Source organism: Streptomyces caeni (genome assembly GCF_042678285.1).
In the GTDB taxonomy this organism is placed as follows: Bacteria; Actinomycetota; Actinomycetes; order Streptomycetales; family Streptomycetaceae; genus Streptomyces; species Streptomyces caeni.
Map to the genome: position 1 here is coordinate 1 of NZ_JBHUDX010000152.1, position 12,907 is coordinate 12,907.

At 70.9% G+C, this 12,907-nt stretch carries 12 protein-coding genes and 1 tRNA gene; 2 read left to right on the forward strand and 11 right to left on the reverse strand.

Features of this window, described 5'->3' with window-relative positions; translation table 11 throughout:
• The 3 genes from ACFSL4_RS36735 to ettA all read right to left on the reverse strand — a co-directional run.
• The coding region (locus ACFSL4_RS36735; RefSeq protein ID WP_465269778.1) for a DUF8010 domain-containing protein at positions 1–281 on the reverse strand (281 nt) is incomplete at its 3' end.
• Complete coding sequence (locus tag ACFSL4_RS36740) at positions 278–694, reverse strand: acyl-CoA thioesterase (RefSeq protein WP_381092451.1); 417 nt, start codon at positions 692–694, stop codon at positions 278–280. The genes ACFSL4_RS36735 and ACFSL4_RS36740, both read right to left, overlap by 4 nt.
• Positions 695–696: 2 nt before the next feature.
• Positions 697–2,361 carry an energy-dependent translational throttle protein EttA gene (ettA, locus tag ACFSL4_RS36745; protein ID WP_381092453.1) on the reverse strand — a complete coding sequence of 555 codons (1,665 nt, stop codon included), beginning with the start codon at positions 2,359–2,361 and terminating at the stop codon, positions 697–699.
• 323 nt (positions 2,362–2,684) lie between these two features.
• Between ettA and ACFSL4_RS36750 the strand changes: the two genes are divergently transcribed.
• Positions 2,685–2,894 carry a hypothetical protein gene (locus ACFSL4_RS36750; protein WP_381092454.1) on the forward strand — a complete coding sequence of 70 codons (210 nt, stop codon included), beginning with the start codon at positions 2,685–2,687 and terminating at the stop codon, positions 2,892–2,894.
• A gap of 18 nt (positions 2,895–2,912) precedes the next feature.
• Here the strand turns inward: ACFSL4_RS36750 and ACFSL4_RS36755 are convergent, their stop codons facing one another.
• From ACFSL4_RS36755 to ACFSL4_RS36775, 5 genes are all read right to left on the reverse strand, one after another.
• Positions 2,913–3,656 (reverse strand): aminoglycoside 3'-phosphotransferase, encoded by a 744-nt coding sequence (locus ACFSL4_RS36755; RefSeq protein ID WP_381092456.1) that lies wholly within the window; start codon positions 3,654–3,656, stop codon positions 2,913–2,915.
• A 95-nt stretch (positions 3,657–3,751) separates the two neighbouring features.
• A complete protein-coding gene (locus tag ACFSL4_RS36760; protein ID WP_381092458.1) occupies positions 3,752–5,164 on the reverse strand; it encodes a Cys-Gln thioester bond-forming surface protein in 1,413 nt (470 codons plus the stop codon).
• Positions 5,165–5,436: 272 nt separating this feature from the next.
• Complete coding sequence (locus ACFSL4_RS36765) at positions 5,437–5,973, reverse strand: single-stranded DNA-binding protein (protein WP_381092460.1); 537 nt, start codon at positions 5,971–5,973, stop codon at positions 5,437–5,439.
• 416 nt (positions 5,974–6,389) lie between these two features.
• A complete protein-coding gene (locus ACFSL4_RS36770) occupies positions 6,390–8,642 on the reverse strand; it encodes a GTPase (RefSeq protein WP_381092462.1) in 2,253 nt (750 codons plus the stop codon).
• A gap of 5 nt (positions 8,643–8,647) precedes the next feature.
• The gene (locus ACFSL4_RS36775) at positions 8,648–10,255 is read right to left on the reverse strand and encodes a dynamin family protein (RefSeq protein ID WP_381092464.1); all 1,608 of its coding nucleotides are present in this window, start codon (positions 10,253–10,255) and stop codon (positions 8,648–8,650) included.
• A gap of 307 nt (positions 10,256–10,562) precedes the next feature.
• Here ACFSL4_RS36775 and ACFSL4_RS36780 point away from each other — a divergent pair.
• Positions 10,563–10,635: transfer RNA gene (locus tag ACFSL4_RS36780), tRNA-Arg, on the forward strand.
• Between the two features lie 233 nt (positions 10,636–10,868).
• On the opposite strand, the gene infA is transcribed toward ACFSL4_RS36780, so the two are convergent.
• The 3 genes from infA to ACFSL4_RS36795 all read right to left on the reverse strand — a co-directional run bounded on the left by infA (position 10,869) and on the right by ACFSL4_RS36795 (position 12,860).
• Positions 10,869–11,093: a translation initiation factor IF-1 gene (infA, locus tag ACFSL4_RS36785; RefSeq protein WP_010981942.1), complete on the reverse strand. Its 225-nt coding sequence runs from the start codon at positions 11,091–11,093 to the stop codon at positions 10,869–10,871.
• The gene (locus ACFSL4_RS36790; protein ID WP_381092466.1) at positions 11,090–11,884 is read right to left on the reverse strand and encodes a GNAT family N-acetyltransferase; all 795 of its coding nucleotides are present in this window, start codon (positions 11,882–11,884) and stop codon (positions 11,090–11,092) included. The genes infA and ACFSL4_RS36790 overlap by 4 nt, the downstream gene beginning before the upstream one ends.
• A gap of 442 nt (positions 11,885–12,326) precedes the next feature.
• Positions 12,327–12,860, reverse strand: a complete 534-nt coding sequence (locus ACFSL4_RS36795) for a hypothetical protein (RefSeq protein WP_381092467.1) — start codon at positions 12,858–12,860, stop codon at positions 12,327–12,329.
• Positions 12,861–12,907 lie beyond the last annotated feature (47 nt).

The window sequence follows — 12,907 nt, forward strand, 5'->3', positions numbered from 1 at the left end:
GGCACGGCGGCGGTGGCCGCCGGCTCGTCGACGGACTCCAGGAACTCACCGGCCGACACGGTCCGGTCGAGCCGGGCCTCCAGCCCGTCCTCGTACGGCTTGGCGAGCCGCACCGCGCGGATCGCGAGCACCTCGAACGAGGGCGGCCGCCCGAAGACCGCCAGCGCCGTCCCGGTCGTCTGCAGCCGCACCGCGGCGCCGCGGTCGTAGTGGACCAGCCGGGCCAGGAAGGCGGCCAGGTCCGCCGCCTCCCTGTCGTCGGAGAGGTGGAGCACCGTCATACCGCGACGGCCTCCTCCTCGTCGTCCATGTACTCCGCGAGGAACTCCCGCTCCTCGGACGTGATCCGGCGCAGCCGCTGGGCCTCGAAGTCGAACGGCACGATCACCGTCGAGGCCCGGACGTAGATCCGTTCCGGGTCCTTGTCCTTGACCTCGTAGGCGAGGGTGAAGGACGCCGCCTTGATCTCCGTGACCCACAGCTCGATGTCCACCGGCGCGTGCCGGTGGACCAGCTGCTGCTTGTAGTCGATCTCGTGGCGTGCCACCACGGACCCCTGCTTGAACTGCTTGTCCGGGCGGAACAGGAAGTCGATACGGGCCTCTTCCAGGTACCGGAGGAACACCACGTTGTTGACGTGGCCGTATGCGTCCATGTCCGCCCAGCGCAGCGGGCAGCGGTAGATGTGCCGCAAGATCAGCCCCGGGTCAGCTTCTTGTAGGTGGCACGGTGCGGACGGGCCGCGTCCGGGCCGAGGCGCTCGATCTTGTTCTTCTCGTACGACTCGAAGTTGCCCTCGAACCAGAACCACTTGGAGTCGCCCTCGTAGGCGAGGATGTGGGTGGCGACGCGGTCCAGGAACCACCGGTCGTGGGAGATGACCACGGCACAGCCCGGGAACTCCAGGAGCGCGTTCTCGAGCGAGGACAGCGTCTCCACGTCCAGGTCGTTGGTCGGCTCGTCGAGGAGCAGCAGGTTGCCGCCCTGCTTGAGGGTGAGCGCGAGGTTGAGGCGGTTGCGCTCACCACCGGAGAGGACACCGGCCGGCTTCTGCTGGTCGGGGCCCTTGAAGCCGAACGCGGAGACATACGCCCGCGAGGGCATCTCGACCTGGCCGACGTTGATGTAGTCGAGCCCGTCGGAGACGACCTCCCACAGCGTCTTGTGCGGGTCGATGTTCTCGCGGCCCTGGTCGACGTACGAGATCTTGACGGTGTCGCCGACCTTGATCGAACCGGAGTCGGGGTGCTCCAGGCCCTGGATCATCTTGAACAGCGTGGTCTTGCCCGCGCCGTTCGGCCCGATCACGCCGACGATGCCGTTGCGCGGCAGCGTGAAGGACAGCTCGTCGACGAGGACCTTCTCCCCGAACGCCTTGCTGATCTTGTCCACCTCGACCACGACGTTGCCCAGGCGCGGCCCCGGCGGGATCTGGATCTCCTCGAAGTCCAGCTTCCGCATCTTCTCGGCCTCGGCCGCCATCTCCTCGTAGCGGGCCAGACGCGCCTTGGACTTGGCCTGCCGCCCCTTGGCGTTGGAGCGGACCCACTCGAGCTCTTCCTTCAGGCGCTTCTGGCGCTTGGCGTCCTTCTGGCCCTCGACCTTGAGACGGGCGGCCTTGGTCTCCAGGTACTTGGAGTAGTTGCCCTCGTAGCCGTGGAGACGGCCGCGGTCCACCTCGCAGATCCACCCGGCGACGTTGTCCAGGAAGTACCGGTCGTGGGTGACGGCGACGACGGTGCCCTCGTACTTGGCGAGGTGCTGCTCCAGCCAGTTCACCGACTCGGCGTCGAGGTGGTTGGTGGGCTCGTCGAGCAGCAGCAGGTCGGGCTGCTCCAGCAGCAGCTTGCACAGCGCGACGCGGCGGCGCTCACCGCCGGAGAGGGTGGTGACGGGCCAGTCGCCGGGCGGGCAGCCCAGGGCGTCCATGGCCTGCTCCAGCTGCGCGTCCAGGTCCCACGCGCCCGCGTGGTCGAGCTGCTCCTGGAGCTTGCCCATCTCGTCCATGAGCGCGTCGGTGTACTCGACCGCCATCTGCTCGGCGATCTCGTTGAACCGGTCGAGCTTGCCCTTGATCTCGGCGACGCCCTCCTGGACGTTCTCCAGGACGGTCTTCTCCTCGTTCAGCGGGGGCTCCTGGAGCAGGATGCCGACGGTGTAGCCCGGCGTCAGGAACGCGTCACCGTTCGACGGCTGTTCCAGACCCGCCATGATCTTGAGGACGGTCGACTTGCCGGCGCCGTTCGGACCGACGACGCCGATCTTGGCACCCGGGAGGAAGTTCAGGGTGACGTCGTCGAGAATCACCTTGTCGCCGTGCGCCTTGCGCGCCTTGCGCATGGTGTAAATGAACTCAGCCAAGAGAAACCGTCCGGCAGCTTGAAATCTGGCAGTGGGCAGATACACCCCATCTTGCCCGACCGCCACCCCTGGACGGAAACCCGTATGGTCGGGCGGCTCTGACCTGGGGTTTCGCTGTCGGCGCCGGTCGCTCGTCCGCGTGCCTGAAAGGCAACAGTGCGTGATGGCGTGATCGGGGCGCCGTGTCCCGGTGCGACATCGCCGCCGAGCACCCGGCGCGGGTCGTGGCGGGAGTCTGTGGAACACCGGAGCCCGGCCTGATCATTCGGCGCCAGGCCCGGCTGCCGGAGCAGCAGAGGTGACGGCGGGACATGATGCTCTCCGTGAGCCGACCGCAACTGCCGCTGTGGCAGTACTTCCTGGGTTTCTTTCTTGTGGTGACCGTCAGCGGAACCACCGTGGTCCTGGTGATGGACGCGGTCCTCGGCCGGTCCGACGTCGTGCCCCGGGACGCTGTCGCCTTCGTCGTCCCCGGTGCCGTGGCAGCGGGCGCAGGGACGGTGTACGAGCGGCGGCGCCGGGCCTCCCGTTGATCCGGGTGGCGCGGTACGTCAAGTCGCCCACCACAGGCGGCGGTAGAAGTCCGTCCGCTCGGGGTCGGGGGCGACTCCGTAGGCGTCGAGGAGGGTGTCCTCCCAGCCCGGCCCGTAGTTCCACTCCGTGCTCCAGGTGGCGACGGCCAGGTCGGCCCAGCGGTCGGCGACACCGAGGGCGCCCATGTCGACATGGCCGGACCAGGTGCCGTCCTCGCGGAGCAGCGTGTTCGGCGCACAGGGGTCGCCGTGGCACACGACCAGACGGTCGACCGGCGGCGGTGCGGAAAGGTCCGCCGGCGATGTGATGCCTGCGCGGCGAGCGCGTTCCAGGCGGGAGTCGACAGACCAGCTGAAGGGGCACTCGGCCACGGGAAGCCGCTCGTGCAGGGCGCGCAGACCCGCCCCCAGCGCACGCGCGGCCGTCGCCGGGTCCGCCGTCCACCGAGGAGTGACGGCGTTCTCACCCGGCAGCTCATGGGTGACGAGCCAGGCTCCGTCCTGGTCCGCCCCCTGGTCCCGCACACGGGGCACGGTCGTGAAGCGGCCGGCCCATCGCAGGCGTTCGGCCTCGCCGGCCAGGTCCAGCCGGGAGCCCGCCGGAGCCCACTTGGCGAACAGCCGGCCGTCCCCGTCGCCGATCCGGAAGGTCAATCCGCCCAGCTCGTTCCGCCACACGGGCAGCAACGGCCGGTCACCGGCCAGGGCGGCGATCCGTGCCGGTACCGGCACGGTGGGAGGCGGCGGTCCGGACAAGGCCATGCGCTCATACTCTCCTCGGCGTCACCCGGCGGGCCGGCGGTTTACTCCGCGCCCGGGGACCACGCGCCGCCGCCCAGCAGGCGGGGTCCGGGTGCTCAGTCGCGCGTCGGGGTCTGCTTCCGGCCGATCAGCAGAAGGGCCGCACCGCCGATCACGACCAGGCCGATGGCCGTGCCCGCGATGATCGGAGTCACGCTGGAGCCGCCCGTCTCGGCGAGGTTGTCGTCGGGGGCCGTCGGACCGCCCGCCAGCGCCGGGGCGGGCTCGCTGACCGTCTGCGCCTTCAGGCCGCCCGCGCTGGACGCGGTCTTGCAGTCGAGGACGCCCGTGAAACGCTTCGCGTAGCCGCCGGGCACCTTGATCGTGAAGTCGTAGGCCTGGTCCTCCTGCAACGGGACCGTCACCGTCTGCGACTTTCCGGCGGGGACGATGTGCTCGGTCCCCATGAGCGCGAACGTGAACGCCTCGTCGCCCTTGTTCACCGTGGTGATGTCCACGCCGCTCCTGGCGCAGTTCTTCTCGGCCGACAGCGCGGGTATCGCGCCCGTCGCCGCCCAGTTCGCCGTCGCCGTCGCCGAGACGGTCGACTCGCTGGAGCCGGCGAGGATCTGCGTCTGGCTGCGGCTCTCCGAGACGAAGGCCCGGCCGACCGGCACGGTGGTCGACGCCTGCACGATCAGCTCGGCCGAACCGTCCTGCGCCTTCCGAGGCACCTGGAAGTAGATCCTGCTGCCGTCGACCGCGGACGTGATCTCCTTGCCGGCCGCATCGACGACCTTCACCCCGCTCGCCATGGCGTCCGTCGGCGGCGTCACCGTCACGCCGTCCGCGTTCGTGTGCACCGTGACCGGGCCGAGCCGCTCGCCGGGGTGCCCCGAGACGGCGGGCGGGTCGAGGGTCAGGGACGCGGCGGGCTCCGGAAGGTTCCGCGCGTTCTTCTCCAGGTAGTCCGCGAGCTTCTCCGCCTGGGGATTGACCGCGTCCACGTCGACGCCGTCCGAGTAGCGCCAGATCGCCACCTGGGTACCGGCCGCCGCGTCCTGCTCGGTGAGGCCCCTGGCGCCCGCCTCGTCCGCCAGCGCCGCCAGGTCGTTGACCTGCGGGTAGGAGTTCTGCAGGATCCAGCGGATCTTACCCGCGTTCTTGTTGCCGTTGAGGGATGTACCGCTCCACGTCGTCTCCTGGTACTTGGCGTCCTTCTGGGTCGGGTTGTGGACATCGATGCAGTAGGTCTGCAGGTTGCCGCCGTAGTCCACGGACATCTCGAACAGCCCCGCGGGCACCTGCTCGTCCCTGCCGCCGTCGTGGATGACGGCGGCCCCGTAGGTCTTGAGGGCGCCTATCGTCGCGGTCGCTCCCCCCTCGCTCTGCGGGGTGTCGTCGGCGGCCGCCGCGCCCGCGGTGGCCAGCAGGGCCGCCGCGACGAGTCCGGACACCAGCGTCGCGGCGGCGAGGCGGGCGGCGGCCCCTCGCCTGCGCGCGGACGACGCAGAGAACGAAGAAAACACAGAATTCCCCTTCGAGCAGGGCCCGTTGCGAGGTGGGATGCGGTCCCACCAGCGGAATCAGGAGCCCCGAGAGCCATGCCCGGCATCCTAGGGACGCGATGCACCCCTCTCCCCAGTCATATCGCCGGATAACCGATCCGACTCGGAATCGTTATCGCCCGCACAGTTTGCAGGCTGCACTTATCGATAAATCCACGGGGATCGTTCGGGCAGCGGGCGACAGACTCCCCGATAGGCGACACTTCCGCATGGAGGGGGTAGTGGGACTGATGTCACGTCACCCCGACTGCTTGTGGGCCGGGTTGGTGTCGAAAGCGGGAATGCGGCTGGGAAGGGGCTTCGGCGCCGGGCTCGCCCGTCGTCCGTGGCCGACGCGCCGGTTCCGTCTCCGTCTCCCAGTTCGGCTCGGACTGCGGTGTCGCGCCGGGCTGTGCCCCGGAGTGCACCTCGGGCCTTGAGGAACGGCGGAAGGCCGACGTGCCGCGCGACAGATCGTGGCCGATAGCCACCGCGTCGAGGTCCGCGGACAGCCAGCCCTGCCCGTCCCGTTGCTCGGTGCGCACCTTCAACCGCCCCTGGACGACGAGCGGATCGCCCACCGCCACGGACGCGGCGACGTTCGTGGCCAGCGAGCGCCGGGCCCACACCGTGAAGAAGTTCGTGTGCCCGTCCGTCCACTCGTTCTTCTCGCGGTTCAGATACCGCGCCGTCACCGCCAGCCGGAAGCGTGCCGTGGGACCCGTCGGCGAATCCCGGTACACCGGCTGTGTGGCGACGTTCCCGACCACGCACACCGTCGTCTCGTTCATGCGAAACCCCTCCCTCACCCCGACTTCCGCGCCGGGACGGAACGCGTACGGGCCCGTCCCGTACGGCTGCGTCTGCCGTGGCGGGCACGCCATGCCGCGTGCTGCCGCCTCCGTACGACGACCGCGTTCACCGCGATCGCCGTGGGATCAGACTGCCTCCGTCGGGCCGAGCCCGCCGAGCGCTGTGGGCTACCGCCCGGTTGTGGACAACTCCGCCACCCGAACGAGTCGCTCCGCCTCGCATTGACGCCCCGGAATGGGCATCTCATGGGCATCTCCCATCCCGGAAGCGCATCCTCCGGCCGCCTCCGTCCGGGCCTTCCCGCCCTCCGGCCGCCTCCGTCCAGGCCTTCCCGCCCTCCGGCCGTCCCCGTCCGGTCCTCCAGGCCCTCCGGTGATCCTGCCCCCTCCGGGGCTCACCCCATCCCCGCCCCCACACCGGTCCCGGTGACCCTCGCGTACTGTTCCCGCACCTCCCGGTACCGCAGCAGCTCCGCCGCCACCGGATCCAGCACCCGGGCCCTTCCGCACCCGGCGGCCGCCTCCCGCAGCCGGCGTTCCGCCTCAAGTCCGTACCGCTGGGACGGCCCGCGCGCGGCGATCCGGCAGCCCCACTGGACGGCCGGTCCCCCGACGACACCGACCGCCGTCAGCGACGCCGCCACGCCAAGGTCCGGCGGCGTGAACCCGCCGACCCGCCCCAGCAGCCACAGGCCGCCGACGACTTGAAGCAGTGTCATCAGCGTCTGGGCGAGCACGGCGAAGGGCCACCAACCGGGCCGGGGCGGCCGCCCATGCGGCATGGCGGCGCGCACCGACAGTTCGTCCAACGCCTCCGGCAGCCCCTGCGCGCCACGCGCCGCCGCCTCGCGCACCGCCTGCGCCCAGGGCGCCGGCAGTCCGGCCGCGGCCCGGTCCGCCACCGTCCGCACGGCCTGCTCGACACGCTGCCGCTCGGTCGCCTCGCCGTCCGCCGGAACGCGCACCGGCAGCCGCCCCGTGGACGGTTCACGCCGCTCCCGGAACCACCGCCACAGCCCCATCCAGGGCGTACCGCACACACGGTCGGCGTTGCGCAGCCACGCACGTTCGGCGGCCTCGCCGACGGCGGTCGCGCCCACCGCGTCCGCGAGCCGCCCCGCGAACTCCTCGCGCGCCTCCTCACCGAGTCCGGTGAACGGCCCGGTCCCGTAGACGGGCCGTAGCCGGGCCGCGGCGGCGTCCACATCGGCGGAGATGCGGCGCGCCGCCGCGCCGCGCTCGGCCACGAACTGTCCGAGCGCCTCGCGCAGTTCGTCCACACCGTCCCCGGTGAGCGCGGACAGCGCGAGCACGGTCGCGCCGGGCTCGCCGAACTCGCCGAGCGCGATGCCGTCCCCGTCGAGCAGCCGTCGTAGGTCGTCCAGCACCTGGTCCGCGGCCTCCCCGGGCAACCGGTCCACCTGGTTCAGCACAACAAACATGACCTCGGCGTGTCCGGCCAGGGGTCGCAGGTACCGCTCGTGGAGTACGGCGTCGGCGTACTTCTCGGGATCCACGACCCAGATCACCGCGTCGACGAGGGCCAGGATGCGGTCGACCTGCTCCCGGTGCTGCACGGCCGCGGAATCGTGGTCGGGCAGATCGACCAGGACGAGCCCGCGCAGTTGCGGGTCGCCGTCGGGGCTGTGCACAGGGCGCCGACGCAGCCGCCCGGGGATGCCGAGCCGGTCGATGAGCGTGGCCGCGCCGTCGCTCCAACTGCACACGATCGGGGCGGCGGTGGTGGGCCGGCGTACTCCGGTCTCCGAAATGGTGACTCCGGCGAGCGCGTTGAAGAGGGCCGACTTGCCGCTGCCGGTGGCGCCCGCGATGGCGACCACGGTGTGCTCCCCGGAGTGTCTGCGCCGCGCGGCAGCCTCGTCCAGGACCCGGCCCGCCTCGGCGAGCGTGCGGCTGTCCAACCGCGTGCGCGACAGGCCCACCAGCTCGCGCAGCGCGTCCAGCCGCGATCTGAGGGCTCCGTCGTAGGCGAGGGGCATGGACTGCGGTACGACCGCGCCACGGGGGTCGTGGGCACCGGCCGCCCCCTGGGCGAGTCCCGCCTCGGACGCGCGCCTGGCGATCAGCCCGTCGTCCCAGACGACTCCGGGTTCGGCGCGCTCGGCCGGATCGTCGCGCTGCGCGCGCGGGTGCGGGGCATCGTGCTGCCGGCTGTCTTCGGCCTGCCCCGGCCCCCTGGTCTCGCCGCTCCCCCTCGTGTGCCCGATCTCCCCGTTCTCCGAAGGCTCCGTGGTCTTACCGCTGGTCTTACCGCTCACCGCGCTCTCGCCGCTCTCCCCGCTCACCGCGCTTCCCCCGTTGGCCACGCTCTCCGCGCTTTTCTCGCTGCCCGCGTTGGCCGCGCTCTCCGTGTCGTGCCCACGCGGGTGTGTGGTCCCCTCCCCGGAACGCGCCGCTCCGGACGTGTCCGGCACATCCGGCACATCCGGCAACAGGGCCGTGGCCGCGTCCGTGTCACTGTGGGCGCGCAGGTGGCCCATCCGGGCCTCGTCGTTCACATCGGCCCCATGGTGCTCACCAACCTCGTCGTTCACATGGGCCTCACCTTCGCCGGAGACCCCGCGGTACCAGTGCCCGCTCGGGTGCCCGCCCTCCTCGTGATCCGTGTGGCCGGTGATGGCGTTCACCGCGGTCACCTCTCCTTCTGCAGTACGGACAGCACGGCGATCAGTTCGGCCTGGAGGTCGGCATGGACGTCGAAGGCATCGAGGGGAGCGAGACAGCGCTCGCGTTCGGTGCGCAGCACCCGGTCGACGTACTCCGAGAGCAGCCGCGCGCCGCGCTCACGCAGCCGCTGTGCCTCCTGCGCACCGATCCGCTCGGCGAGGACTTCACCGGCCCCTTGCGCCCGCTCTGCGCCGAGGAGGGCCGCGACGGCGAGGGCGGCCACCGTCTCGGCGTCCGGGGCGACGCTCCTGTCGAGGTCGCGCACCGATTCCTCGGCGTACTCCTCCAGGACGCGCCGCCAGCGCCGTACCGCCAGCCCGATGCGGTGCTCGGCGCCGTCCAGCGCCGGATCTTGGTCCATCAGCGCCGGGGTGGCCGCCGCCGGCTCGCGGCGCCATGCCTCGTCGACGCGCTCGTCGGCGGCCGTGACTGCGCACAGCAGCAGGGCGCCCAGGTTCTCGACAAGGGCGTCCAGCAGTTCGCCGTCACCGCAGTCCAGCGGATAGCCGTGCCACCGTTTCAGGGCATCGCCGGCAAGAACGGCACCGGCCCGCAGACGCGTGTGCACGCGCGCGCACTCACCGTCGTACGCCGTGTCGACGGCTGCGGTGAGCCGCAGCGCGGCGGCGTACTGCGCCGCGGCGGCACCGGCCAGTTCGCTCACGCGGGAGGTCAGGGAGTCGAGGACTCCGTGTGCCGTACGGACCACGGCGGCCTCCCGGACGGCGGGGTCCTGTGCCTGGTAGGTGAGCCATGCGCGCAGAGGAGCGACGGCGGTGGCGGGCAGCAGCCCTCCACCCCAGGCGGACTCGGGCAACTCGGGCACGGTGAAGCGGGGCACATCGCCGAGGCCGGCCTTGGTGAGCAGGGCGCCGTACTGGCGCGACACCTCGGAGACGACCTGGTGGGGCACGCGGTCGAGCACCGTGATCAAGGTCGCACGGTGCTCCTTCGCGGTCCGCAGCAGGTGCCACGGCACGGCGTCGGCGTACCGGGCGGCGGTCGTGACCAGCACCCAGATGTCGGCGGCGCAGATCAGCTCGGCGGCGAGGACCCGGTTGTCCGCGACCAGGGAGTCGATGTCGGGCGCGTCGAGGAGGGCCAGGCCGCGCGGGAGCGTGTCGGCGGTCTCGATGCGCAGCAGCCGCTCCTCCCGTCCCGCCAGGGCGGGCGGATCCTCGCCGGTGTCCTGGCGGGGCACCCACACGCGCGTGAGCCCCGGCAGGACGCGCATGCCGCTGAACCACTGGTGGTCCTCGGGATGGCAGACGAGTACGGGCGTACGGGTCGTGGGCCGCAGCACGCCGGCCTCGCTGACCTTGCGCCCCACAAGGGAGTTGACGAGGGTCGACTTGCCGGCCCCGGTGGATCCGCCCACAACGGCCAGCAAGGGTGCTTCGGGCTCCTTCAGCCGGGGCACCAGGTAGTCGTCGAGCTGCGCGAGGAGTTCGTCGCGGCCGGCACGCGCGCGTGCGGCCCCCGCGAGGGGCAGCGGGAAGCGTGCGGCGGCGACACGGTCGCGGAGGTCGGAGAGTGCGTCGAGCAGCTGAGGCCGTACATCCAAGGTCACCACATGCGAAGAATGCCCAATTTTGGATGTTTTCTGAAGCATATGGGCATGTCTGCGCGCCGACCGGACACAGGGGATGGAAGGGATGACTGGGGCGCAGGCATAACGAGTACACAACACCCGGGGCCGCCGGGCGCGAAAAGCGATGCGCGATTCGCACCTGCCTGCGATTATCAGGACCGCTTCACCGAACCTCCACATCGAGCCACGGAGGGGAAGCATCAGGGGCAAGGGTCCTGGCGTCCTATCCTTGTCCCCGGCAAGGTCACGGATCAGCCCACACCCGGGCACCAGACAGGCCGCCACACTGGCCCCCGTAGCTCAGTGGATAGAGCAGGCGCCTTCTAAGCGCTTGGCCGCAGGTTCGAGTCCTGCCGGGGGCGCCCAGCCTCAGCCCTCCCTTGGGGAGGGCGTTTTTCTGCTCGGAGCCGGTTTCGAGAGGAATGGCGAAGCCCCGGAGGCCCCCTCGCCGGTCAAGGGGAGGCTCCGGGGCTTGCGGCGCCGTCGGCTGGATCGGTGGCCGCCGCGGCCCTGCGAGCCGTCGTCGGGGCCCCGGTCACGCAAACGCCGTGACAGGGGCCCCAGGATCAGCCACCGCGGAAGGTGCCGACCGCCGCTAGTTCCGGTACCGGAACACGATCCGGCCGCGCGTCAGGTCGTACGGCGGGAGCTCCACCAGCACCCGGTCCTCCAGCATGATCTTGATGTAGTTCTTGCGGATCTTCCCGCTGATGTGCGCGAGCACCTGGTGGCCGTTCTCGAGCTCCACGGTGAACATGGCGCTGCGCAGGCACTCGACGACCTTGCCCTCGACTTCGATGACGTTCTTGTTCTTCGTCATCGCAGCACCAGCTCCAGGTTGCTGCTCATCGGCCGGGCGCCGATGCCCTCGAACAGCGCCGAGGCCGCTCGGTTGGACTCGTGGACCTCGGTCCAGGCCGCGGCGAACCCGGAGCGGTGCAACGTCCCAAGCGCGTGGGCCAGCAGCGCCCGCGCGATGCCGCGGCGCTGCTCGCCGGCCCGGACCGCGACCAGCCCGATGCGCGGCCGAATTACCGTCACCACCCGGATCAGCCCCAGGTAGCGGTCCGGCGCCGCGGCCACCGCGTACTTCGACGGGTCGACGATGGTGTCGCCTTCGGGGTGGGGAATCACCTCCGCGGGCATCGACTGCCACCCGACGCCCGCCTCGACTTCGTCACGGATCGCGCGGTCCACTGCCCGCAGCAGACCCTCGTCCACCTGACCGGCGGGCACGATCGTCACGCCCGAAGGCGGCAGGACCGCTTCGAGCCCTGTGACCCGCGGGTCGGTCGGCACGGCGTATTCCCACTCACGGCGCCGGATCGCGAACCCGGCCCGCCGCCAGCCGGCCGTCAGCTCGGCGTCGGCTTCGTCGACCACCGTGTACACCGGCGCCGGCAGTTGTGCCAGCATCGCCTCGGCGAGCCGGTCGAAGGCGGCCTCCTGCCAGGCGTCGATGCTGATGAACAAGCGTCCGTCGGGCCGGTGCTCCGCATGCCCTCGGCCGACCACCAGGTCGTCATCCAGTGCATGCCATTGCCTGTCCGCGACGCGCGTGATCACCAGCGCGTTCCCGCTCAGGCCAGATGTGAAAGGCTTCGTGTTCATCGGAGTCTCCTTCCAGGAGTGCCTCGATCTCAGGCGCTCCTGGCGACACCGGACGTCAGCCGCCGGACCGTGACGGGTTGGGGGAGCACCCATGGGTGACTGTGTTCACGGGGCTCACCTCCATACGACGACTTCACGGTCCGCCACGAAAGTAGCAGCGGGGCGCCGCCTCGCTCAAACCCATTTTTCATGAGCGCGTGACGCGATCACGAACCGGCCTTCCTGGGGCGTCTCCAGCAGATGAGGCCCCAAGCCGACGAGACTCGTACGTCGTACGGGCGGCGAAGGTCGGTGCGGAAGTATGCCGGTCAACATGTCTGGTGGCGCTGGGCTGTTCGGCCGGACGGCACGAGGTCTGGGCCGCTGCCTGTTCGAGGGGGCCCGCTCACTCGGAGCCGACAACAGACCATGGCTTTCGAGATCGTGCACAGAGCTCGTCCGTTCATCTGTTCGTCCGTTCGTCCGCGGCCGAGTGACCACCGCCGTACGAGGCGACCGATGCGTCAGCAACGGCCGCCGCGTCTGCGTCGGCTGCGTCCGCCGGGTGCTCCGGCAGGAGGTCGTCCCACACGGGCATCCACGACCCGTACAGGTGGGCCTGCCCCTCGGGCCGGGCGAAGAACCAGATGTGCAGGTGCGCAGCCCCGTCCCCGATCCGGTAGACGTGGGCTCGGGAGATATGCGCCAGCGCTTGCACACGGCGCACGATGTGAGTGATGGGCACCCCCAGTTCGGCGGCCATCTCGCCGGGCAGATCCGCCATGTCGTGGTGGTCGCGGGAGTACAGCATCAGCACCAGCGGCACACCGACGCCCGTCACCCGGACCAGTCGCCGGCGTTCGTTGAACCAGATGCCTTCGTCTCGGGCACGGCACACGTCACAGTTCGCCGGCTCCTCGCCGTGCCGTTCCGGTTCGGGTGGAACGGGCGGACGCAGCGGCGCGACGCGACGTCCTTCAGGCTCGAACGGGCTCATGTCCCAACTGGCCATCCGCGCCAGCGGAAGCCGAAGCCCACCATCCG